Origin of the sequence: Phenylobacterium sp. (genome assembly GCF_013911965.1) — a bacterium.
Taxonomy (GTDB): domain Bacteria; phylum Pseudomonadota; class Alphaproteobacteria; order Caulobacterales; family Caulobacteraceae; genus Phenylobacterium.
In genome coordinates, this window is the sequence record NZ_JACESE010000010.1 from 21,939 (window position 1) to 45,034 (window position 23,096).

At 70.1% G+C, this 23,096-nt stretch carries 20 protein-coding genes; 10 read left to right on the forward strand and 10 right to left on the reverse strand.

What is annotated here, in order from left to right:
• Positions 1–122: 122 nt before the first annotated feature.
• Positions 123–2,048, reverse strand: a complete 1,926-nt coding sequence (locus H2041_RS11475; protein ID WP_367133660.1) for a methyl-accepting chemotaxis protein — start codon at positions 2,046–2,048, stop codon at positions 123–125.
• Between the two features lie 364 nt (positions 2,049–2,412).
• On the opposite strand from H2041_RS11475, the gene H2041_RS11480 reads away from it, so the two are divergent.
• Positions 2,413–2,682: a hypothetical protein gene (locus tag H2041_RS11480; RefSeq protein WP_293412990.1), complete on the forward strand. Its 270-nt coding sequence runs from the start codon at positions 2,413–2,415 to the stop codon at positions 2,680–2,682.
• Positions 2,683–2,768: 86 nt separating this feature from the next.
• On the opposite strand, the gene H2041_RS11485 is transcribed toward H2041_RS11480, so the two are convergent.
• Together H2041_RS11485 and H2041_RS11490 are read right to left on the reverse strand one after the other, a co-directional pair.
• Positions 2,769–3,566 carry a DUF72 domain-containing protein gene (locus H2041_RS11485; RefSeq protein WP_293412771.1) on the reverse strand — a complete coding sequence of 266 codons (798 nt, stop codon included), beginning with the start codon at positions 3,564–3,566 and terminating at the stop codon, positions 2,769–2,771.
• 9 nt (positions 3,567–3,575) lie between these two features.
• Positions 3,576–5,228, reverse strand: a complete 1,653-nt coding sequence (locus H2041_RS11490; RefSeq protein WP_293412773.1) for a M28 family metallopeptidase — start codon at positions 5,226–5,228, stop codon at positions 3,576–3,578.
• A gap of 223 nt (positions 5,229–5,451) precedes the next feature.
• Here H2041_RS11490 and H2041_RS11495 point away from each other — a divergent pair, with 223 nt between their 5' ends.
• From H2041_RS11495 to H2041_RS11505, 3 genes are read left to right on the forward strand one after another with little or no spacing between them, the layout of a single operon-like run.
• Positions 5,452–6,876 (forward strand): efflux transporter outer membrane subunit, encoded by a 1,425-nt coding sequence (locus H2041_RS11495; protein WP_293412775.1) that lies wholly within the window; start codon positions 5,452–5,454, stop codon positions 6,874–6,876.
• A 9-nt stretch (positions 6,877–6,885) separates the two neighbouring features.
• A complete protein-coding gene (locus H2041_RS11500; RefSeq protein ID WP_293412777.1) occupies positions 6,886–8,046 on the forward strand; it encodes an efflux RND transporter periplasmic adaptor subunit in 1,161 nt (386 codons plus the stop codon).
• Positions 8,043–11,162, forward strand: a complete 3,120-nt coding sequence (locus H2041_RS11505) for an efflux RND transporter permease subunit (protein WP_293412779.1) — start codon at positions 8,043–8,045, stop codon at positions 11,160–11,162. The genes H2041_RS11500 and H2041_RS11505 overlap by 4 nt, the downstream gene beginning before the upstream one ends.
• On the opposite strand, the gene H2041_RS11510 is transcribed toward H2041_RS11505, so the two are convergent.
• The gene (locus H2041_RS11510) at positions 11,159–12,133 is read right to left on the reverse strand and encodes a threonine/serine dehydratase (RefSeq protein ID WP_293412781.1); all 975 of its coding nucleotides are present in this window, start codon (positions 12,131–12,133) and stop codon (positions 11,159–11,161) included. The two genes, H2041_RS11505 and H2041_RS11510, sit on opposite strands and share 4 nt — an antisense overlap.
• Entirely contained in the window at positions 12,130–12,549 is a 420-nt protein-coding gene (locus tag H2041_RS11515; protein WP_293412783.1) for a VOC family protein, read from the reverse strand. Before H2041_RS11515 ends, H2041_RS11510 begins: the two co-directional genes overlap by 4 nt.
• A gap of 91 nt (positions 12,550–12,640) precedes the next feature.
• Here H2041_RS11515 and H2041_RS11520 point away from each other — a divergent pair, with 91 nt between their 5' ends.
• The 3 genes from H2041_RS11520 (at position 12,641) to H2041_RS11530 (ending at position 15,532) form a co-directional block, all read left to right on the forward strand.
• A complete protein-coding gene (locus tag H2041_RS11520) occupies positions 12,641–13,237 on the forward strand; it encodes an acyloxyacyl hydrolase (protein ID WP_293412785.1) in 597 nt (198 codons plus the stop codon).
• Between the two features lie 116 nt (positions 13,238–13,353).
• A complete protein-coding gene (locus tag H2041_RS11525; RefSeq protein ID WP_367133585.1) occupies positions 13,354–14,643 on the forward strand; it encodes an adenylosuccinate synthase in 1,290 nt (429 codons plus the stop codon).
• Between the two features lie 67 nt (positions 14,644–14,710).
• The gene (locus H2041_RS11530) at positions 14,711–15,532 is read left to right on the forward strand and encodes a response regulator (protein ID WP_293412787.1); all 822 of its coding nucleotides are present in this window, start codon (positions 14,711–14,713) and stop codon (positions 15,530–15,532) included.
• 63 nt (positions 15,533–15,595) lie between these two features.
• On the opposite strand, the gene rpoH is transcribed toward H2041_RS11530, so the two are convergent.
• From rpoH to H2041_RS11545, 3 genes are all read right to left on the reverse strand, one after another.
• Positions 15,596–16,483, reverse strand: coding sequence for an RNA polymerase sigma factor RpoH (gene rpoH / locus H2041_RS11535; RefSeq protein WP_293412789.1), 888 nt, complete (start codon positions 16,481–16,483; stop codon positions 15,596–15,598).
• 217 nt (positions 16,484–16,700) lie between these two features.
• Positions 16,701–17,711, reverse strand: a complete 1,011-nt coding sequence (locus tag H2041_RS11540) for an RluA family pseudouridine synthase (protein WP_293412791.1) — start codon at positions 17,709–17,711, stop codon at positions 16,701–16,703.
• On the reverse strand, positions 17,701–18,018 hold the full coding sequence (locus H2041_RS11545) for a ferritin family protein (RefSeq protein ID WP_293412793.1): 318 nt from the start codon (positions 18,016–18,018) through the stop codon (positions 17,701–17,703). The genes H2041_RS11540 and H2041_RS11545 overlap by 11 nt, the downstream gene beginning before the upstream one ends.
• A 75-nt stretch (positions 18,019–18,093) precedes the next feature.
• On the opposite strand from H2041_RS11545, the gene H2041_RS11550 reads away from it, so the two are divergent.
• Complete coding sequence (locus H2041_RS11550) at positions 18,094–19,773, forward strand: alkaline phosphatase D family protein (protein WP_293412795.1); 1,680 nt, start codon at positions 18,094–18,096, stop codon at positions 19,771–19,773.
• A 19-nt stretch (positions 19,774–19,792) separates the two neighbouring features.
• On the opposite strand, the gene hisI is transcribed toward H2041_RS11550, so the two are convergent.
• Complete coding sequence (hisI, locus tag H2041_RS11555; protein WP_293412994.1) at positions 19,793–20,191, reverse strand: phosphoribosyl-AMP cyclohydrolase; 399 nt, start codon at positions 20,189–20,191, stop codon at positions 19,793–19,795.
• Between the two features lie 59 nt (positions 20,192–20,250).
• Between hisI and H2041_RS11560 the strand changes: the two genes are divergently transcribed.
• Positions 20,251–21,453 (forward strand): serine hydrolase, encoded by a 1,203-nt coding sequence (locus tag H2041_RS11560; RefSeq protein ID WP_293412797.1) that lies wholly within the window; start codon positions 20,251–20,253, stop codon positions 21,451–21,453.
• On the forward strand, positions 21,450–22,376 hold the full coding sequence (locus H2041_RS11565; protein WP_293412996.1) for a DUF817 domain-containing protein: 927 nt from the start codon (positions 21,450–21,452) through the stop codon (positions 22,374–22,376). The genes H2041_RS11560 and H2041_RS11565 overlap by 4 nt, the downstream gene beginning before the upstream one ends.
• A gap of 59 nt (positions 22,377–22,435) precedes the next feature.
• Here H2041_RS11565 and folE read toward each other — a convergent pair whose 3' ends face one another.
• Positions 22,436–23,062 (reverse strand): GTP cyclohydrolase I FolE, encoded by a 627-nt coding sequence (gene folE / locus H2041_RS11570; RefSeq protein ID WP_293412799.1) that lies wholly within the window; start codon positions 23,060–23,062, stop codon positions 22,436–22,438.
• Between the last annotated feature and the right edge of the window lie 34 nt (positions 23,063–23,096).

Consider the following 23,096-nt stretch of genomic DNA (forward strand, 5'->3'; position numbering starts at 1 on the left):
GAGGCAGTGCGGACCCGTGACGCGGCGGAGGTCAAGCCGGGGGGGTCAAGCCGGCGAGGTCAAACGAAAGAAGCGCGCGGGGGGCCGCGCGCTTCCGTCGTGTTCGGCTCTGTTCGGCGGGATCAGAACTCTTCCCAGCCCTCTTCCTCGGCGGCCGGCTTCATGGCCAGGGCCGTGGCGCCGGCCGTGGCCGGGCGGGGCGAAGGCGCGGCTGCGCGCGGCGCCGGGGCGGCGGGGCGCGAGGCGCTGACCGCGGCGCTCCGCTCGGACTTGGGGGCATGGGCCGCCGAGACCTTGAAGAGGGCCACCAGGCGGGCCAGTTCGCGGGCCTCGTCGGCCAGGACGCGGCTGGCGGCGGTGGACTGCTCCACCATGGCCGCGTTCTGCTGGGTGACGTGGTCCATCTCGTTGACCGCGGTGTTGACCTGGGCGAGGCCGAGCGCCTCCTCCTTGGCCGAGGCGGCGATCTCGGAGACGAGGCCGTTGATCTCGGTGACCTGGGTGACGATGCGCTCCAGCGCCTTGCCGGTCTCGCCGACGAGGCCCACGCCCTGGCTGACCTGTTCGGTCGAGGCGCTGATCAGGGCCTTGATCTCCTTGGCGGCCTCGGCCGAGCGCTGGGCCAGGGCCCGGACCTCGGAGGCCACGACGGCGAAGCCCTTGCCGGCCTCGCCCGCCCGGGCGGCTTCGACCCCGGCGTTGAGGGCCAGCAGGTTGGTCTGGAAGGCGATCTCGTCGATGACGCCGATGATCTGACCGATCTGGGCCGAGGACTGTTCGATCTGGCCCATGGCGGCGACGGCGCGGCGGACGACCTCGCCGGAGCGTTCGGCGTCGGCGCGGGCCGACGTCACGGCCTCACGGCCCTGGTCGGCGCCGTCGGAGGTCTTCTGGACGGTGGCGGTGATCTCGTCGAGGGCCGCGGCGGTCTCCTCCAGCGTGGCCGCCTGATGCTCGGTGCGGCGCGACAGGTCGTCGGCGCTGGTCGAGATCTCGGTGGCGCCGGAGGTGATCGAGCTGGTCGTCGAGGCGATGGCGCCCATCACCTCTTCCAGCTTGGCCACGGCGGCGTTGAAGTCGTCGCGGAGCTTCTGGTAGTCGCCCGGGAAGCTGGTTTCCAGGCGATAGGTCAGGTCGCCGTCGGCCAGGGCGTCCAGGGCCTGGGCCAGGGCGCCCACCACGGCGGCCTGTTCCTCGGCCACGGCGGCGGCGGCTTCGGCGCTCTGGCGGCGGGTCTCCTCGGCGGTCGCGCGCGCAGCCTCCTGCTCCTCGCGCAGACGCTCCATCTGGATCTGGTTGTCGCGGAAGACGGTGAGCGAGCGGACGATGGCGCCCAGCTCGTCGCCGCGCTTCAGGGCGTCGAGGTTCACCTCGTTGTCGCCGCGGGCCAGGCGCTCGGTCGCGCCGGCGATGTTCTGAACCGCACGGCGGGTGGTCAGCACCGACAGCAGCGCGATGGCGCCGGCCGCCAGCAGGGTGATCAGCACCGCGCCGATGGTGATGTTGCGCGCCATGTCGGCCTTGGCCTCGCTGGCGGCGGCGCGGGCGTCGGTCTCGGCCTGGGTCTCCTGCACGATGGTGCGCAGGTTGGCCGTCATCTTGGTGTACTGCTCTTCGAACGGCGCGGCGAAGCTGGCCGCGGTGCCGAAGTCGACGCTGATCATGGCGGCGATCACGTCGAGCGCGTCGCGCGTCTCCTTCAGGTCCTTGATCAGCTGGTCGAACTTGGCGTGCTGGCTGGCCGGCGCGGTGGCCTTGGCCTTGGCCACGTCGGCGGTGATCGCGTCGAGGTCGGCCAGCATCTGCTGGCTCTGGGTCTCGATCTTCTCGAGCTCGATGCCGGCGGCCTGGTGGGTCAGGATGAAGTAGAGCTGCCCGTGCACATCGTTGATGCGCTCCGAAATCCGCTGGATGCGGAGGCTGTTGGGCATGTCGGTGTTGACCACCTGCTGCAGCGCCTGGGTCTGGGCGCTCTGCATGTAGATGGTCCCGGCCGCGAGGGCCGCGAGCATGACGAGCGCGAAGACCGGCGCGACGCCGATCTTCACGATCAATGGTAAGTCAACGAGCCGGAACCGCATCTGCGCCAAACCCCCCTGGTCACATGCCCCATCATCAGGCGGCGGCATGATGAACGTGAGGTTGCTAACGTTTTCTCACCAGGGGTTGCGTTTGCGACGATGTGCGGCGGCGCTTTCAGGACGCGAGTTCCAGGGGCGATCGGCGCATCCTGCTGAATCATAAAGACAGATCGCCGGTGAACCGCGCGCCTGGCATGGTTTATTTGCCTTCACCAAGCTTTTCTTGGGCGCATTAGACAATTTTAACCTGAATCCCCGATGGTCTCCTCACTTCCGTTCTAGAAGGAGTGGGTAGGTGAAAAAGATCATCGCACTTGGTGGGGGCGTCTTCGTGAGCCTCGTCCTGACGTCCGCCACTGCGGCGGCTTCGTTTGAAGAAAGCATGGCTCGTTGCATCAGCAAGCACGCCAATACGCGTGACGCTGCGACGGTCATGCTGGAATGCACGGCCGACGGCGGCAAGCTGTCGGACTGCAAGGTCCTGCAGGACAGCGCTGCGGGCAAGGGCTTCGACAAGGCCGCGCTCTGCGTCGCCGAAGCGCTGCCGATGGGCTCCAAGACCGGTCAGGTCAAGGTGCCGATGCGGTTCCCGGGCAGCTAAGCCGGCAAGGCTTGCTCTCCAACAGAATTCGTATTCTTGCGATCTGACGCCTCCGCGGTCCGCTGCGGAGGCGTTTTCGTGCGTCTTCAGCCGGCGATGCGGCGCATCAGGGCCTGGGCCGCAGCCGGGGCCCGCACCTTGCCTTCGCTGATGAAGAAGGCGAACACGTCCCGCGGCCCGCCGCCCGGCGCGACCGCCTCGACCATCGGCAGGTCGTCCGGCCGATCGCCCCGCGCATAGACCCGCAGCCGATCGGCCCAGGCGTCGAGCGCCGCCGGCTCATAGCCCGTCTCGATCGCGTCGGAGCCGGCCATCAGCCGGGCGTAGACGAAGTCCGCCGTCGGATCGGCGATCATCGGAAACTCGGCGTGTTCGGTCAGGCAGACCGCCACATTGCGCGCCCGGCACATCGCCAGAAAGGCCGGATCGCCGAAGCTCTCGTGCCGCACTTCCACCGCATGGCGCAGGGGCCGGCCCTCGAGGTCGCCGGGCAGGAGGTCGAGAAAAGCCTCGAAATCGGCCGCATCGAACTTCTTCGTGGCCATGAACTGCCACAGGATCGGCCCGAGACGGTCGCCCAGTTCGGCGATCCCCTGGTTCAGGAACCTGGCGATCGACTCGCCGGCCTGCGCCAGCACCTTGCGGTTGGTGCAGAAGCGGGACGCCTTCAGCGTGAAGACGAAGCCCTCCGGCGTCGCCGCCGCCCACTTGGCGAAGCTCTCGGGCTTCTGGCTGGAATAGTAGGTGGAGTTGATCTCGATCACCGGGAGGTGCTGCGCCGCATAGGCCAGTTCGTCGGCCTGCCGCAGCCCCTTCGGATAGAAGACGCCGCGCCAGGGTTCGAAGGTCCAGCCCCCGATGCCGGCGCGCACCGTCCCGGTCATGAGCCTCTCCTACTTGCGGGCCGCGGCGCTCGCGTCGCGGGCGGCCTTGAACTCCGACCCCGCCTTCCACTCCGGCCAGGTTTCGGCGTTCGCCAGTTCCTGACCCAGGGCGTACAGCAGCTGGCCGTCCTGCGCCATGCCGTCCAGGTTCCAGTCGGGGCCGTACTCGTCGGCCGGCTGGTGATAGCGGTCGGCGGTATAGGCCTTGGACCAGGCCTGTCCCGCGGCCACCCCGCCCTGCGCCAGCTCGTCGCCGGAGCGGTAGGAGATCGACGGGACGCCCATCTTCACGAACGGGAAGTGGTCGGAGCGGAAGAAGCCGCCGGCCTCGGGGCGCGGATCGGGCGCGAAGGTGCGGCCGAGCTCGGCGCCCTGCGCGATCAGCATGTCCTGCAGATCCGACGCCGCGTCGCCGGCGGCGGAGAAGTTCTTCGCCGGACCGGCGGAGGAGGGCGCGTCGAGGTTCAGCACCGCCACCGTCTTCTCCAGCGGGTAGAGCGGGTTGGCGGCGTAGTATTCGGAGCCCAGCAGGCCCTTTTCCTCGGCCGTCACGATCAGGAAGTCGACGCTGCGGGCGGGGGGCTCGCCCTTGGCGAAGGCCTCGGCGATCTCCAGCACGGTGGCGACGCCGGCGGCGTTGTCCAGCGCGCCGTTATAGACGGTGTCGCCCTGCGCGTCCGGCAGGCCCACGCCCAGGTGATCCCAGTGCGAGGTGTAGAGGATGCGCTCGTCGGGACGCTCGTCGCCGGTCACCTCGGCCACCACGTTCTTGCTGACCACCTGGCGGGCGTCGACGTCGAAGGCGGTGGAGAAGGTGACGCCCTCCAGGACCTTCGGTTGGAAGGCGCGGGTCTGGGCCTCCTTCTTCAGGGCCTCGAAGTCCAGGCCCGCGCGCTTGAGCAGGTCCACGGCGACCTCGCGCTGCACCCAGCCTTCCAGCGGGGCGTGCGCCTTCGTCGGATCGGCGCGGACGATGTCGAAGATCTCATTGGTGTTGGAGTTCTTGACCGTCGCCCAGCCGTAGGAGGCCGGCGCCGTCTCGTGGATGACCAGGAAGCCGGCCGCGCCCTGGCGGGCGGCTTCCTCGTACTTGTAGGTCCAGCGGCCGTAATAGGTCATGGCCTTGCCGCCGAAGTCGCCCTCGCCGGTCTCGTAGTCGGGGTCGTTGACCAGGACGAGGACCACCTTGCCCTTCAGGTCCATGCCCTTGAAATCGTTCCAGTCGCGCTCCGGCGCGACGACGCCGTAGCCGCCGAAGACCACCGGCGCGTCCTGGATCTCCACGCGCTTCTGGCCGTTGGCCGCGGCGCGGATGGCGATCTCCTCGCCCTGGTCGAGGGTCAGCGTCTCGCCGCCGGCCTTCACCGTCGTGGCCACCGGGCCCTCGATCTCGAAGCGGGCGAGCGGCACGTCCTGCGTCCAGGCGCGCCGGCCGTCCTTGAGGTCGCCGGCCGGCTTCAGGCCCGCGGCCTTGAACTGCTCGATCAGGTAGTTGACGGTCTTTTCCTCGGCCGGGGTCGCCGGCGCGCGGCCCTCGAAGGCGTCGGAGGCGAGCACTTCGATGTGCTTGCCGATCTCGGCGCCGGAGATGACCGACTGGGCCAGGGCCGGCGTGGAAGCCAAGGCGACGGTCGCGGCCGCCGCGAGAAGGAGCGTCTTCATCGGAACTCTGCAGACTGGGGTTTGGGTGACCGCGACCCTAGTCCGCATGGCGCCGCTGCGCCACCGGCGATGTAACAGCGTGTGACATCAGGCGGCGGAGAATTTATCGCTGCTGCAATAGGGCAGTCGCGAACCTGTGTTCTGGAAGCCATCCCGGGACGCGGATCGCCACCGCTGTTCTATGATGCCGTGCGATTCGCGGCAGAGGCTCCTAGAAGACCGCATGCGCTTCCTCTCCACCTTCGCCCTCGTGACGTGCCTGGCGCTCGCCGCCTGCGCCTCGCCCCGCGAGCCGGTGACGAACCTGCCCGCCGCCTATCAGGCCCCGCCGAGCGCGGGCCTGGACGAGGCCGTCCTCGATCAGTGGTGGCTCGCCTTCGAAGACCCGCAGCTCACCGCCCTGGTGGAGCAGGCCCTCGTGCTCAGCCCCGATGCGCAGAGCGCCGCCGCCCGTCTGCGCGAGGCGCGCGCCACGGCCGCCTCGGCGCTCACCGCCTTCCTGCCTCAGGGCCAGCTGACGGGCTCGGCGCGCCGCACCGAGACCGAGCAGGTCGAGGGGCAGGAGATCAACATCCCGGGTCTGTCCACCTCGGGCGAGAGCGAGAGCTACCAGGCGAACTTCAACGTCAGCTGGGAACTGGACCTGTTCGGCCGGTTCTTCGCCGCCCGCCGGGCCGCCCGCGGCGACTCCGCCGCCGCCCGTTTCGCCTATGAGGGCGCGCGCGCCAGCCTGGCGGCCAATGTCGCCGACGCCTACTTCCAGGCGCGCGGCCTGGCGATCCAGCTCGCCGATGCGCGCGAGACGCTGCGCATCCAGGAATCCCTCGCGGACCTTGCGGAGCGGCGCGTCGAACTCGGCATCGCCGCCAGCTCCGACGCCGACCGCATCGCCGGCGACCTCGCCCAGGCGCGCGCCCAGGTCGCCAATCTGGAGGCCCAGCTTCAGGCCCAGCAGCGCATCCTGCTGGTGCTCGTCGGCCGCGGCGTCGATCCGGTGCAGAGCGTCGATGTCGAGGCCGCGCCCGGCCTCGTGCCGCCCGTGCCGGCCTCCCTGCCCGGCGAGCTGCTGGCCCGCCGTCCCGACGTGCGCGAGGCCGAGGCCCGCATCCGCTCGGCCGCCGGCCGGCTGACCTACGCCCAGCTCGCCTTCTTCCCGACCTTCACCCTGACGCCGGGCCTGGGGATCTCCAAGCAGGAGCAGCCGGGCTATTCGGCGACGACCCAGAACTGGAGCATCGGCGCCAACGTCTCCCAGCCCGTGCTCAACATTCCGCAGCTGCTCCTCGACCTGCGCGCCCAGAATGCGCGCACCGAGCAGGCGGTGATCAACTACGAGCGGGTGGTTCAGACCGCCTATGGCGAGGCCGAGAACGCGCTCGTGCAACTGGCGGCCGACCGCCGCCGCGTCGAACTGCTCACCGAGGGCGAGGCGCGCGCCGAGCGGGCCTTTGAGGCCGGCCGCCTCGGCTACGGCGCCGGCGTCACCGACCTCCAGACCGCGCTCTCGGCCGAGCAGTCCTGGCGGGCCGTCCGCGCCCAGCTGACGGCCGCCCAGGTCCAGGCTCAGCGCCGGGCCGTCCAGGCCTACAAGGCGCTCGGCGGCGGTTGGCCCGCCGACGACTTCTCCGATTCCACTTCGGCCCGCTGAGGGGCGCGCATGACCCGACTGATCCGATCCTCCTCCGTCTCGCGTAAGCTGCTGCTGCTGGCGACGATCTCCGCCCTCGGCGGTCTGGCGGCGTGCGGCGACAAGCCGGAGCCGGAAAGCGCCGCACAGCAGGCCCGCTCCGTCACGGTGGTCCCTGTGGCCGAGCGCGCGATCTCCGGCGCCGTCACCGCATCCGGCCCCCTCGTCCCCCGCGAGGAGGCGGCCGTGAATCCCGAGGTCAGCGGCTATCGGGTGGCCGAGGTCCTGGTGGAGCCGGGCGCCTATGTCCGCCGCGGCCAGACCCTGGCGCGCCTCGACGGCGCCCTCCTGCAGGCCCAGATCGAACAGCAGGAAGCCGCCCTCGCCCAGGCCCGCGCCCAGGCCGCCCAGGCCGAGGCCCAGGCCGCCCGCGTCGAAGGCCTCGAGGGCCAGGGCGTGCTGTCGGACGAGCAGATCGAGCAGCGGCGCTATCAGGCGCAGTCCGCCCGCGCCGCCGCGGAGGCCCAGGCGGCGGGGCTCAAGGACCTGCGCACCCGGCAGGCCAAGCTGAACGTCAGCGCGCCGGTGTCAGGTCTCGTGCTCGCCCGCAACATCCGTCCGGGCGACCTGGCGGCCGGCGCCGGCGAGCCCTGGTTCGTCATCGCCCGGGACGGGCTGATCGAGCTGGAGGCCCAGCTCTCCGAGGCGGACCTGGCCTCGGTTCGCGCCGGCCAGCCGGTCCGCGTCATTCTCCAGAACGAACAGGCCGTGCAGGGCACGGTGCGCCTGGTCAGTCCGCGGGTCGATCCGCAGACGCGCCTCGGCACGGTCTGGGTGCGCCTGCCCCAGCGGCCGGACATTCGCGCCGGCGGCTTTGCGCGTGCGGCCTTTACGGGGGCCGGCGAGGACAGCGTCGCCGTGCCAGAGACCGCCATCCGCTACGACGGCGACGGCGCCAGCGTGATGGTCGTGGGACCCGACAACAAGGTCGATCGCGTCCCGGTCTCCACCGGCGCCCGCGGCGGCGGACTGGTCGAGCTGCAGAAGGGCCCCCCGGCGGGGTCGCTGGTGGTCGAGAGCGCCTCGGCCTTCCTGCTTGAGGGCGACACCGTTCGACCGGTGCGTAAGGGCGCTGCGGCGGCCGCCCCGGCGGCGAAGGCGCCGGCCGCCAAGACCGAGACCGCCAAATGAACGGCGAACGCCACCTGGGCATTTCCAGCTGGGCGATCCGGAACCCGGTTCCGGTCGTCGTCCTGTTCATCGCGCTGACGATCGCGGGGATGATCGCCTACGGCAACCTGCCGGTGAAGCTCTTCCCCAACGTCCAGTTTCCCGCCGTCTCCGTGCTGGTGACGCAGAGCGGGGCCGCGCCCTCCGAGATCGAGACCCAGATCACCCGGCCGGTGGAAGACGCCCTGGCCGGCATTCCCAACGTCAAGAACATCTATTCGACCGTCAGCCAGGGCGTCTCCTCGACGACGGTGGAGTTCGAGCTGGGCGAGGATCTGCAGAAGGCCACCGACGACGTCCGCTCGCGCATCGACCAGACGCGCGCCATCCTGCCGAGGGAGATCGACGAGCCGACCGTGCAGCGGGTGGAGCTCGATTCCCAGCCCATCCTGACCTACGCCGTCGCCGCGCCCGAAATGTCGGACGCTGAGCTGTCCTGGTTCGTCGAGGACACGCTGGCCCGAGCCCTTCAGTCCGAGGAAGGCGTCGCCCAGGTCGCCCGGGTCGGCGGCGTCACGCGCGAGATCAACGTCATCCTCGACCCCGACCGCATGGCCGCCCGCGGCCTGACGGCGGCCCAGGTGAACAACGCCCTGCGCGGCTTCAGCCTCGACGCCCCCGGCGGGCGGGTGAGCATCGGGGGCCAGGAACAGACCCTCCGCGTCCTGGGCGCCGTGGAGACGGTCGACGCCCTGCGCGACCTGACCATTCCCACGGGCGCGGGCGGTTTCGTCCGGCTGGACGACATCGCCGACATCGGCGACGGCTCCTCCGAGGTGCGGGGCTTTGCACGCCTGAACGGCCAGCCCGTGGTCGGCTTCATGGTCATGAAGACGCGCGACTCCAGCGACGTGGCCGTGGAGGACGGCGTGCTGGACGCGTTGGAGCGGCTGGAAAGCCAGTATCCCGGCGTCACCTTCACCAAGATCTTTTCCTCGGTCGACGAGACCCGCGCCAGCTTCCGGGCCACCCAGCACGTGCTGATGGAAGGCATGATCCTGGCCGCGCTCGTGGTCTTCATCTTCCTGCGCGACTGGCGCTCGACCCTCATTGCGGCGGTCGCCATGCCGCTGTCCCTGATCCCCACCTTCCTGGTCATGGACTGGCTCGGCTTCTCGCTGAACGTGGTGACCCTGCTCGGCCTGACCCTGGTGATCGGCATTCTGGTCGACGATGCCATCGTGGAGGTCGAGAACATCGAGAAGCGGGTCGCCGCCGGGCAGAGGCCCTATCAGGCGGCCCTGGAAGGCGCCGACGCCATCGGCCTGGCGGTGGTGGCCACGACCTTCTCGATCGTCGTGGTGTTCACGCCCGTCTCCTTCATGGGCGGCATGGCCGGCCAGTTCTTCCGCGAGTTCGGCCTGACCGTTTCGGTGGCGGTGATCTTCTCCCTGCTGGTGGCGCGCCTGCTGACGCCGCTGATGGCCGCCTATCTGCTCAAGCCGACCACCCACCCGCACGAACGCAAGCCGTTCACGGGGCCCTACCGTCGCACCCTGGAATGGGCCCTCGACCACCGGATCCTCGCCTCGGTGGCCGGCGGCGTGCTCTTCATCCTCTCCCTGCTGCTGATCCCCCTTCTGCCGAAGGGGTTCCAGCCGCCCGGGGATCCCGACTACCTCTATGTCAACGTGCAAGGTCCGCCCGGCGCGACCGTCGAGCACATGGAAGGCGTTGTCCGCAGCATCAATGCGGCCTTCGCCGACCGGCCCGAGGTGACCGACGTCTTCGCCCAGATCGGTTCGACCGTGGCCGCCCAGGGGCCGGGCTCGCTGGGCGGCGGCGGCGGCGGCGACCTGCGCAGCGGTTCGGTGACCGTGCTCCTGGACGAAGACCGCGACCTTTCCGGCGCCGAGATCCGGCGGGAGATGCGCGAAGCGCTGCGGCGCATTCCTGACGCGCGCGTGACCTTCCTCGATTCGCAGGGCCAGGCGGGCCTACAGGTGATCCTGACCAGCCAGGACCCGGACAAGCTGCGCGAGGCGACCCTCGAACTGGAGCGCCAGATGCGCACGGTGCCCGAGATCGCCGAGCCGCGTCCGTCGGTTCCGCCGACAGGGCCCGAGCTGATCATCCGGCCGCGCGACGCCGAGGCCGCCCGCCTGGGCGTCACCGCCGAGCAGATCGCCAGCGTGGCCCGGGTGGCGACCGTGGGCGACATCGACGCCAACGTCGCCAAGCTGACCATCGGCGAGCGGCGCCTGCCCATCCGTCTGCGCCTCCCGGCCGACGCCCGCGCCGACCTGGAGACGATCAAGAATCTGCGGCTCCCCACGGCCAGCGGCGGGGTGACCACCCTGGGAGCCGTGGCCGACGTGGAGTTCCAGGCCGGACCCGCCCAGATCGAGCGCCTGAACCGGCAGCGCCAGCAGACCGTCCAGGCCGAGCTGAACGGGGTGGAGCTGGGCGACGCCTACGCCAAGGTTCAGCAGCTGCCGATCATGAAGAATCTGCCCCAAGGCGTCGCGCCCGCCCAGACGGGCGAACTGGAGGCGATGCAGGAGCTGTTCGGCTCCATGGGCATGGCCATCTTCGCCGGCGTCTCGATGATCTTCGGCGTGCTGATCCTGCTGTTCCGGAGCTTCTTCAAGCCGGTCGTCATCCTCTCGGCCCTGCCGCTGGCGGTGGGCGGGGCCTTCCTGGGGCTGCTGATCTTCCAGCTGTCGCTGTCGGTGCCCTCGATGATCGGCTTCCTCATGCTGCTGGGCCTGGCGGCCAAGAACTCGATCCTCCTGGTGGAGTACGCCATCGAGCGCGAGCGCGAGGGCATGCCCCAGCGCGAGGCCCTCATCGAGGCCTGCCGCGAGCGGGCCCGGCCCATCGTCATGACCACGGTGGCCATGGCCGCAGGCATGCTGCCGACCGCCATGGCTCTGGAGAAGGGCGCGGAGTTCCGCCAGCCCATGGCCGTGGCGGTGATCGGCGGCCTGATCACCTCGACCATCCTGTCGCTGGTGCTCGTGCCGGTGGTCTACGAGTTCGTCGACGACTTCGAACAGTGGATCAGGCCGAAGCTCGCGCGCCTGGTCACCCCGCGCGAGGCGCCTGGCGGCGCGACCCCGGAGGACCGCCTCTAGACCTCGCCGCTGAGGATCCGGGCGTAGAGTTCCGGGTCCACATTGCCGCCGGAGAGGACGATGGCGATCGGTCCCTCTCCGGCGATCTTGCCGGCCAGCAGGGCGGCCAGGGCCGCGGCGCCGCCCGGCTCGACGACCAGCTTGAGGAAGGCGAAGGCGGTGCGAATGGCGTCCGCCACCTCGGCGTCGGTGACCACGGCGACGCCGGCCAGATTGCGCCGCATGATCGGGAAGGTGATCTCGCCGGGGAAGGGCGATTCCAGGGCGTCGCACAGGGTGCGGCCCGCGGGCTTGATCACCACGCGCTCGCCGGCGGCCAGGGACTGGCGCGTATCCTCATAGCCGGCCGGTTCGGCGCCGATGATCTCGGTCTCCGGGCTCTGGGCCTTGAGCGCGATGGAGAGCCCCGAGATGAGACCGCCGCCGCTGATCGGCGCGGCCGCGGCGGCGAGGCGGACGCCCAGCGCCTCGGCCTGGCGGGCGAGTTCGAGCCCCACCGTCCCCTGGCCGGCGATGATGTCCGGATCGTCAAAGGCCGGCACGACCACAGCGCCCCGTTCGGCGGCGATGCCGGCGGCGATGGCCTCGCGGCTCTCCGTCATGCGGTCGTAGAGCCGGATCTCCGCCCCGTAGCCGCGGGTCGCGGCGACCTTCACCGCCGGCGCGTCGGAAGGCATGACGATCAGGGCCGGCATGCCCAACAGGCGGGCGGCGAGCGCCACGCCCTGCGCGTGGTTGCCCGAGGAGAAGGCCACGACGCCGCGCGGCCGCTGATCGGCGTCGAGCTGCGACAGCCGGTTGAAGGCGCCGCGGAACTTGAAGGCCCCGACCCGCTGCAGGGTCTCCAGCTTGAGCAGCACCCGGCGTCCGGCGCGGTCGTTGAGCGCGGGGCTCTCGACCAGCGGCGTCTCCACCGCATGGCCCTTCAGCCGGACGGCGGCGGCCTGAATGTCGGAGAGGGTGACGCTCATTTCGCGAAGACCATCTCGTCGCGGGCGAAGGCCTTGAACTCCAGCGCATTGCCGGAAGGGTCGAGGAAGAAGAGCGTCGCCTGCTCGCCGGGCAGGCCCTGGAACCGTACCTGCGGCTCGATGATGAACTTCGTCCCCGCCGCCTTCAGCCGCTCGGCGAGGAGGCCCCAGGTCTCCAGGTCCAGGATGACGCCGAAGTGGCGCACCGGCACCTGCTCGCCGTCCACGGCGCTCGTCTGGCGATGGCCCGCCTCCTCGGGCGCCAGATGGGCGACGATCTGGTGGCCGTAGAAGTCGAAATCGATCCAGGAGTCGCTCGAACGGCCTTCCGGACAGCCCAGCACGCCGCCGTAGAAGGCGCGCGCCGCGGCCAGGTCATGGACGGGAAAGGCGAGATGGAAACGCGGTCGGGTCATGCTTCGCTGATAGCGCGGGCCGGCGCCTCACGCGACGGTTTTGCGCCGCCCAAGCCTGTGCTTAGGTGCCGAGACTGGATCGGGGGCTTCCATGATGCGTACTGTAGCGGCGGCGGGCGCGGCGCTCGCCCTGGGCTGGGCCGGCGCGGCCCAGGGGGCGGAATTCCTGTTCGGCGCCTACGCCCACGACGTGACCTTCATCGGCGAGGCGATCGGCTCCGGGGCGGCGGGCCGAGAGGGCGGCGTGGACATCCATCTGGGCGTTCGCTCCGACCGTATCGAACAGATCTTCGGCGGACCCCAGGCCCACGCCTTCGTCTCGATCAACAGCGAGGACACCAGCAACTTCGTGGCCGCAGGCCTCTCCTGGCCCATCGGCCTCACGGAGCGGCTCTACGTCCGCCCGGGGCTGGGCCTGGCCTACACGGACGGAGAGGCGGGGCTTCCGCCGGTGAACGAGCCGGGCCTGCCGCCCGAGGAGGTGGCGCGCCGCCTGGAGCTCTACAACACCCGGATCGACTTCGGGTCCCAGGTGCTCTTCCAGCCCGAGCTGTCGCTCGGCTACCGGTTCACCGAACGCTTCTCGGCCGAGCTCTCCTGGGTCCACATCTCCAACGCCCAGATTTTCCACCAGGGCAAGAACCAGGGCCTTGACGATGCGGGCGTGCGGCTGATTTACAGCTTCTGACCCGGACGGGCCGCGAAGGCGGCCGGCGGGTCGCGCAAAATCGATCAAATCCTCCCGCCGAGCGCCTGTCGAAGGGCGGGATGGATCCGCTCGGCAGGCGGAAGGATCGTATCTTCATGGCCAATGTGACGGTGATCGGCGCCCAGTGGGGCGACGAGGGCAAGGGCAAGGTCATCGACTGGCTCGCCAATCGGGCCGAGGTGGTCGTCCGCTTCCAGGGCGGCAACAACGCCGGCCACACCATCGTGGTCGGAAACAAGACCTACAAGCTCTCCCTGCTGCCGTCGGGCGTCATCCAGGGCAAGCTCTCCATCATCGGCAACGGCGTCGTCGTCGACGTCTGGTCGCTGCTGGACGAGATCGAGCGCGCCCAGGGCCAGGGTCTGGCCATCACCCCCGACAATCTGGTGGTCGCCGAGAACGCCACCCTGGTCCTGCCCCTGCACCGCGACCTGGACGGCGCGCGCGAGGCCCGCGCCGGCGCCGGCAAGATCGGCACCACCGGGCGGGGGATCGGCCCGGCCTACGAGGACAAGGTCGGCCGCCGCGCCATCCGTTTCGCCGACCTCGCCGACCGCGAGGCGCTTGAGGTCAAGATCGAGCGCCTGCTCGCCCACCACGGCGCCCTGCGCGCCGGCCTCGGCCTGCCGGAGATCACCCCGGCCGAGGTGCTGGCTCAGCTCGAGGCCGTGGCCCCGAAGATCCTGCCCTATGTGAAGCCGGCCTGGCGGGTGCTGGGCGACGCCATCAAGGACGGCCAGCGGGTGCTGTTCGAAGGCGCCCAGGCGACCCTGCTCGACGTCGATCACGGCACCTATCCCTATGTGACCTCCTCCAACACCGTCGCCGGCCAAGCCGCGGCGGGCGCCGGCGTCGGTCCCACGGCCGGCGGCTATGTGCTCGGCATCGTCAAGGCCTATACGACCCGCGTCGGCGAGGGGCCTTTCCCCACCGAGCTGAACGACGAGACCGGCCGTCTGCTGGGCGAGCGGGGCCACGAATTCGGCACCGTCACCGGCCGGCCGCGGCGCTGCGGCTGGTTCGACGCCGTGCTGGTGCGCCAGTCGGTGGCGGTCGGCGGCGTGCAGGGGGTGGTGCTGACCAAGCTCGACATCCTCGACGGCTTCGAGACGCTGAAGGTCTGCGTCGGCTACCGGCTGAACGGCGAGACCATCGACTACCTGCCCGCCGGCCTGCGCGACCAGGCGGCGATCGAGCCCATCTACGAGGAGATGGAGGGCTGGAGCGAGAGCACCCGCGGCGCGCGCTCCTGGAAGGACCTGCCGGCCAATGCGGTGAAGTATGTCCGCCGGGTCGAGGAGCTGATCGGCGCGCCGGCCGTGCTGCTGTCCACGAGCCCGGATCGGGACGACATCATCATGATGCTGGACCCTTTCCAGGGCTAGCCGGGCGCCGGCGTAAGCGGTTCTTTACGGGCCCATGCGAGCATCTGGGGAATCGCGGAGTTCCCCAGTGTTCAATGACGATCGCAAGCTGATCGAGCGTATGGCCCCGGCCCTGAAGCGGGCCCTGGTCATCGATCCGTCAGCCGCCAGCAGCCGCATGCTGGCCGACCTGATGCGCAGCCTGACCCATTGCCAGGTCTGGGTGGCGCCGACGGCTGGCAAGGCCATGGAGCTGCTCAAGGCGATCGACCCGCAGATCATCTTCATCGAGCACGCCGCGCGCGGCGGCGTGGACGGCATCGAGTTCACCCGACGGCTGCGCCGCAGCGAGGCCTCCTGCCGCCAGGCGCCGGTGATCATGATCCTGGCGCAGCCGACGGCCGCCGCCGTGCTCGGCGCCCGCGACGCAGGGGTCCACGAATTCCTGCGCAAGCCCTTCACGACCAAGGACCTGCTCAAGCGGCTGGAGGCGGTGACCCTGCACCCGCGCGACTGGGTTGAGGCGGTGACCTATGTCGGCCCCGACCGTCGCCGCTTCAACTCGGGCGACTACAGCGGTCCTCTGAAGCGCCGCTCCGATGCGCGCGCGACGCCCGAAAAGGCCCGCATCACCCAGGCGATCAAGATCCTGAAATCGGCGGCCGGCGCGCTGGAGAGCGATCCCGCCCAGGCCTATCGCGCCATGCAGGCCCAGGGCGCCGACCTGCAGAAGGTGGCCGTCTCCACCGGCGACCTGAAGCTCGCCTCGGCGGCGGCCGAGTTCCAGCGCTATCTCGCCACCGTCGTCGATCCTCGCCGACTGGACGCGGCCCAGGTGGCCTTCCACGTCGCGGCCCTGTCGGCCTTCATGCCGCAGGACGCCCAGGGCGGCCGCAAGCGGGTGGCCTGAGCCGGCCCAAAGAAAAACGGCCGGCGTCTCCGCCGGCCGTCGATCCTGCTTCCTTCGGCTGCCTCAGGCGGCGACCAGGTTCCGCTCCTCGGCGGCGGCCCGCATGGACTTCTGCAGCTTCTCGAAGGCGCGCACCTCGATCTGGCGCACGCGCTCGCGGCTGACGCCGTACTGGCTGGCCAGTTCCTCCAGCGTGGTCGGGTCGTCCTTCAGCCGCCGCTCGGTCAGGATATGACGCTCGCGGTCGGTGAGCTCGGCCATCGCTTCCTCGAGCAGGCCCATGCGCAGGCCGCGCTCCTCGTTCTCGGCGACGATGCTCTCCTGGCTGGGCGAGTCGTCGTCGGCCAGCCAGTCCTGCCACTCGCTCTCGGAGTCCGAACGCAGCGGCGCGTTCAGCGAGGCGTCCGGGCCGGAGAGGCGCCGGTTCATGGAGATGACCTCTTCGTCCAGCACGCCGAGCTTGGTGGCGATCTCGCGCACCTGTTCGGGACGCAGGTCGCCCTCCTCGAAGGCGCTGATCTGGCTCTTGGCCTTGCGCAGGTTGAAGAACAGCTTCTTCTGCGCCGCCGTGGTGCCCATCTTCACGAGGGACCAGGAGCGCAGGATGTATTCCTGGATCGAGGCGCGGATCCACCACATGGCGTAGGTGGCCAGGCGGAAGCCCTTGTCCGGATCGAACTTCTTCACCGCCTGCATCAGGCCGACATTGCCCTCGGAGATCACTTCCCCGATCGGCAGGCCATAGCCGCGATAGCCCATGGCGATCTTGGCCACGAGACGCAGGTGGCTGGTGACGAGCTTGTGCGCGGCCTCGGAATCCTCATGCTCCTGCCAGGCCTTGGCGAGCATGAACTCCTCGTCCTTGGCCAGCATCGGAAACTTGCGGATCTCACTCAGGTACCGGCTCAGGCCGCCTTCCGGCGACATGACGGCGAGCGTGTTCGCAGCCATGGCATATCCCCTTTTCCTGCGGACTGTCGGGTCGCCGCGCCAGACGCGCGCGGACCGTCCGCCCCCTCAACCGTCCCAGATAGGTATTGGTTTCGTCGGGCGGAAGACCGTCGGGGAGGAGACGGCCCGATAAAATCCGACTTCTCAACTCAGGTATTTCTACGCGGCGATCTGGGCGCAAGCAAGGCGCCTGGCGGATGTCGGCTTCGCGAAATTCTCAGAGCTGGGTGAGCAGAGCTTCAAGCTGCGCCATATCGGCGGGCAGGGGGCTCTCGAACCGGACCGTTTCCCCGGTCACCGGATGGACGAAGCCGAGGACGGCGGCGTGCAGGGCCTGGCGGAAAAGGCCGGCGCGGGCCATGGCCTCGCGGACCGGCGCGGCCGGCATGCCCGAGCCGTAGACGGGATCGCCCAGGCAGGGCGCGCCCTTCGACGCCAGATGGACGCGGATCTGGTGCGTGCGACCGGTCTCCAGCCGGCAGGCGACGCGGGCGGCCAGGGGGCGCTCGGCCGGGCCGAAGATCGCCGTCGTGTCGTAGTGGGTGACGGCTTCCCGGCCGCCGGTGCGCAGGACGGCCATCTTCTTGCGGTCGTGGGTCGAGCGGCCCAGCCGCGTCTCGATCGTGCCCCGCGGCGGATAGGGCGCGCCGCGGGTCAGGGCCACATAGGTCCGTTCGATGTCGTGGGCGGCGAAGAGGGCCGACAGGCCCTGGTGCGCGGCGTCGCTCTTGGCGCAGACCAGCACGCCCGACGTGTCCTTGTCGATGCGGTGCACGATGCCCGGCCGCGCCACGCCGCCCACGCCCGAGAGGCTGTCGCCGCAGTGATGCAGCAGCGCGTTCACCAGCGTGCCGTCCGGGGTTCCCGGCGCCGGGTGGACGGCCATGCCCGCCGGCTTGTCCACCACGATGAGGTGGGCGTCTTCGAAGAGGATGGCGAGCGGAATGTCCTGCGGCTCGGGTTCGGCCGGGGCCGGCGGCGGGATCGCCACCTCGTAGGTTCCCGCCTGGGCGCGGGCGGAGGGGTCGGTCAGGACCAGGCCGTCCCGCGTCACCGCCCCCTGCGCCATCAGGGCCTGCAGGCGGGCCCGGGACAGGCCCTCGGCCAGGCTGGACAGCGCCTTGTCCAGCCGTTCGCCGGCGGCGTCCGGACCGATCTCCAGGCGAAGCACGTCGGCCGCCTCGCCGTCGTCGGTCTCGCTCGGCGGAAGGCCCGCCTCAGAGGCCATGCTTGCCCGCCGACTCTTCCTCCTGGCCGGTGATGGAGCCTTCGGTGAACAGGTACTCGCGCAACTGGCCGTCGAACTGCTCGTCATTTCGGCGGATCCATTCCAGGACCATGGCCGCGTGCTCCATTTCCTCCTTCGCGTTGTGAAGAAGGATGGCTTTCAGCTCGGGATCGTCGCAATCGTCCGCGCGCTGACGGTACCAGTCGACCGCTTCCATCTCCTCCATCAGCGAGGCGATCGCATAGTGGAGCTGGAGCGTCTTTTTCGTAAGCTTCTCCCGAGGGACGTGCAGGGTCTCGCTGGCCATGGGCATCATTCTCCTGTCGCAGAAGCGCTCTCTATTGCACGGCCGACCACATGGCGCGAGTTGGGGGACACCATCATGAAGATCGATCGACGCAGGGCGCTCGCCCTCCTTGGCCTCGGTGCGGCGGCGCCCGCGAGCGGCGCCCTGGCCCAGGGCGCCTATGAGGGCCCCGTGGCCTTCGAACACGGGGTCGCCTCCGGCGATCCCCTGCCGAACGCCATGATCCTGTGGACCCGCATCACGCCCAAGGCGGAGACCAGCGCGCCCATCGCCTACACCTGGCGCATCAATCCGGTGGACCGCCGGGCGGGCAGCGCCAAGTCGGGGAGCGGCGTCACCGGCCCCGACCGGGACTACACGGTGAAGATCGACGTCACCGGCCTCGATCCGGACCGCGCCTACACCTACGAGTTCGAAGCCAACGGCGTGACCTCGCCCATGGGCCGCACCCGGACGCCTTCCACCGGCGAGACGCTCGAGGTGGTCCTCGCGGTGGCCTCCTGCTCGCTCTATCCGAACGGCTATTTCAACGCCTACCAGGCCATCGCCGACCTGCCCAAGCTCGACGCCGTCGTCCACCTCGGCGACTACATCTACGAGTACGGGGGCGAAGGCTCCTACGGCATGACCTCGGCCGTGGCGGGCGAGCGGCCGCACGATCCGCCGCACGAGATCGTCAGCCTCTCCGACTACCGGACGCGCCACGCCCAGTACAAGTCGGACCCGGCCCTGCAGGCGGCGCACGCCCGCGCGCCCTGGATCGTGGCCTGGGACGACCACGAGACGGCCAACAACTCCTGGTTCGGCGGCGCCGAGAACCACCAGTCGGAGGCCGAGGGCGACTGGAACGCCCGCAAGGCCGCGGCGCTCAAGGCCTATTTCGAGTGGATGCCGATCCGCGATCCGGCGCCCGGCGGCGCCTTCGAGGCCATGAACCGCACCTTCCACTTCGGCGACCTGGTCAGCCTGATCATGCTGGAGACGCGGCTGACGGCCCGTGACGAGCAGCTCGACTACGCCCGCGACCTGCCCGTGGTGGACGGCAAGCCCGACATCCCGGCCTTCCGCAAGAAGCTGCACGATCCCGCCCGCCGCATGATGAGCGAGGCCCAGGAAGCCTGGTTCGCCAAGGAGGTCGCCGACTCCGTCAAGGCGGGCCGCACCTGGCAGGTGCTGGGCAACCAGGTGGTCATGGCCCGGGTCGACGTGCCGAGCCCGCGCTCGGTGCTGGGCGAGGAGGCGGTCGCCGCCGCCATCGCCACCCAGCCGGAGGACATCGCCAAGCGCATCGACCAGATGGAGCGTCTGGCCGCCATGGGCCTGCCCTACGGTCTCGACATGTGGGACGGCTATCCGGCCGCGCGGGAGCGCCTCTACGACGCCGTGGCCGCCGCCGGCGCCAAGGCCGTCGTCATCTCCGGCGACAGCCACGCCTTCTGGGCCAACGAGCTCTATGACGACGAGGGCGCCCTGCGCGCGGTGGAGTTCGGCACGACCGGCATCACCAGCCCCGGCGCCGGCGACTATGTGAAGGGCCTGCCGGTGGGCGAGCTCTACATGAAGGGCGCCAAGGAGATCGTCTTCTCCGACCACGACGCCAAGGGATTCGTCCTGCTGACCCTGACGCCGGACGAGGTCAAGGGCGAGCTGATGACCGTCTCCTCCATCGTCTCCAAGGACTATGAGACGGGCGTGCGCGCGGCCTTCACCGCCACGCCCGGCGAAGGCGGCGTGTCGGGCCTGACGAAGGTCTAGGCAGGACCGGCGGCGCCCGTCACTCGGGCCGTTCCACCAGCTTCCCGTCTTCGACGACGCGATAGAAGCAGGAGCGGAAGCCGACGTGGCAGGCGCCGCCGTCGCCCTGCGGCCGGACCTTGATCCAGACGCAGTCCTGATCGCAGTCGATCCGCGTCTCGACGACCAGCTGAACCTGGCCGCTGGTCTCGCCCTTCAGCCACAGTTCCTGGCGCGAGCGGCTCCAGTAGTGGGCCTTGCCCGTCTTCAGGGTCAGGTCGAGGGCCTGCGCGTTCATCCAGGCGAACATCAGCACCTCGCCAGTGTCGGCGTGGGTGGCGATGGCGGCGATCAGGCCGTTGTCGTCGAAGCGGGGGGCGATGGTCTCGCCCCGCTCGAGGGCGTGCGTGTCGGTCAGGGTGGGGAAGCGCTCGGACATGGCCATGCTATAGCCCTCCTTCCGGTCCAGGGGGAGGCCGAGCGAGGGAGAGACATGCCATGAGCCTGAGCCGCCGCGCCCTGATCGCCTCGGCCGCCGCCGCCGCCGCCGCGCCGGCGCCGGCCCTCGCCGCCTGGCCCTTCGGCCTGGGCCGGCGGAAGCCCGAGCCGCCCAAGGACGGCCGCGCCGACTATGCCGGCGGGGCTCTACGCCAGCAGATCGGCGACTGGCAGTTCGAGATCGCCAAGACCTCGGCCTCGACGCGCCTGCAACCGGTCATCCGTGACAACTACGAGGCCCGCCTGACCGAGGCGGTCGGCAAGATGCCGGGCGTCAAGGCGATCACCGCCGCCGTCGCCGAACCCGACGGCAGCGTCTGGACCCAGGCCTGGCGCGCCGATGAAGGCCCGCTGCCGACCCGCTTCCATTGGGCGAGCGTGGCCAAGGCCTATACCGCCACCGCCGTCATGCAGATGGTCGAGGCCGGCCAGCTGTCCCTGACCGACACCCTCGACCGCTGGGCCCCGGCGATGCCGAACGCCGCCTGGATCACTCTCGAGGACCTGCTGGCCCACACCAGCGGCCTCTACAGCTTCCAGGCCGACGAGACCCTGCGCGCGACGCCCGGCTACAAGAGCCCCGAGCAGCTGCTCGCCGTCGCCGCGGCCCATCCGCCGCTGTTCCAGCCGGGGGCGGCCTGGTCCTATTCCAACACCAACTACGTCCTGCTGGGCCAGATCATCGAAGCCGTGGACGGCAAGCCCTGGCATGAGGCCCTGGCCGAGCGGATCGCCGCCCGGCGCGAGCTGGAGGACACCGTCTTCATCGCCCCGCAGGCCAAGGTCGAGGGGCTTGCGCCGCCGGCGCCGGCCGAGGCCGCGCCGGGAACGGCCGACGAGATTTCCACGCCCTATGCCGCCGGCGCCGTGGCCGCCTCCTCGCTCGACATGGTGCGCTTCTGGCGCGACCTGCTGGCCGACCGGCTGCACGGTCCGGAGGCGACCCGCCGCCGCTTCTACCGTCTCTATCCGATGACCGGCGTCGGTCCCGGCCACTACGGCCTGGGCGTCATGGTCAGCGATCTTTCCGCCGCCGACCCGGCCGCCACGGACGTCTGGCTCGGCCACTCCGGCGGCCTGCCGGGCGCCAAGGCCGTGGTCGCCTACTCGATGCAGACCCGCGCCTTCGTGGCCGTGGCGCTGACCGGGGAGGGCTCTCCCGAGGCGGCCGCCAACCTGCTCCTGGCGGAGCTCCGACGCTGAGCCTGAAGGACCGGATCAAGGGCCGGGTCGAGGCCTTCGACGCCTGGGCCAGGCCCTGGGCCGAGCGCTCGCCCTGGCGCGGCCACGCCTACGAGTTCCTGCTGTTCGGCCTGAAGCAGGCCTGGGCCTGCCTCTATGCCGGCGCCATGCTGGCCCTGCTGGTGGGCACGCACTTCCTGTGGCCGGACGATGCGCCGCTGGCCCGCTACGACTTCCTGGTGATCGCGGCCGTCGCCCTGCAGGTCTTCCTGCTGGCGACCCGCCTGGAGCGGCCGCGCGAGGCCGTGGTCATCGCCGTCTTCCACGTGGTCGGTACGGCCATGGAGGTCTTCAAGACCGCGCAAGGGTCCTGGACCTATCCGGAAGAGAGCCTGTTGCGGATCGGCGGCGTCCCGCTCTTCTCAGGCTTCATGTACGCCTGCGTCGGCTCCTTCATGGCCCGCATCATCCGGCTGATGGAGATCAGGTTCGAGAACTATCCGCCGCTCTGGGCGCCGTGGATCCTGGCGCTGCTGTCCTACGCCAACTTCTTCACGCACCACTATCTGCCCGACATCCGCTGGGGCCTGTTCGCCCTGTCGGTCCTCGTCTTCGGGCGCACCTGGATTCGGTTCACGCCGGACCGGACGGCGCGCCGCATGCCGCTCGTTCTGGGGGCGGTCCTGACGGCCTTCTTCATCTGGGTGGCGGAGAACCTCGGCACCTACGCCTCGGCCTGGGTCTATCCCGAGCAGCAGGACGGCTGGACGCCGGTCTCCGTCGCCAAGATGGGCTCCTGGTACCTGCTGATGATGCTGAGCTTCGTCCTGGTGACCCTGGTCCACCGGCCGCAAAGGGCGGAGGCGGACGCCCCCTCAGGCGCTTCGCGCCAGCTCCCCCTGGGAGGGGGAGCATCTTGGCGCCGAGATGTCCGCAACCGCTGAGCAGATCCTCCCCCTCGGCGAGGGGGAGGTGGCCCGCAGGGCCGGAGGGGGCCTACGCCTCAGCGCTTGTTGACGAAGTCCAGGAACCGCTGGCGCAGGCTGGCGTCGGTGCGGAAGACGCCGGTGAACTGGGTGGTGATGGTGCCCACGTGGCGGTGGTGGACGCCGCGGGTGGTCATGCACTGGTGCTGGGCGTCGATCAGGACGGCCACGCCGGCCGGGCGCAGGCTGTCGGTGATGGCGTCGGCGATCTGCTGGGTCATGGTCTCCTGGGTCTGGAGACGCTTGGCGAAGATCTCGACCACCCGGGCGATCTTGGAGATGCCGACGACGCGGTTGGTGGGCATGTAGGCGACATAGGCCTTGCCCAGGAACGGCGCCATGTGGTGCTCGCAGTGGCTCTCCACCTCGATCTCGCGCAGCATGACGATGTCGTCATAGCCCTGCACGTCCTCGAAGGTGCGCGACAGCTCCTTGGCGGGGTCGGCGCCGTAGCCCTCGAACCATTCCGCATAGGCGTCGACCACGCGCTTGGGCGTATCGAGCACGCCTTCGCGGCGCGGATCGTCCCCCGCCCAGGCGATCAGGGTGCGAACGGCGGCCATGGCCTCTTCGCGAGTGGGGCGTTCGACGGGCTGAAGGGAGTCCGGACCGTTCAGGTTCCGGTCGCTGGTGATGGCGTCCATGGCGTGAATGGGTCTTTCCAGGGCTGAGTTGCGC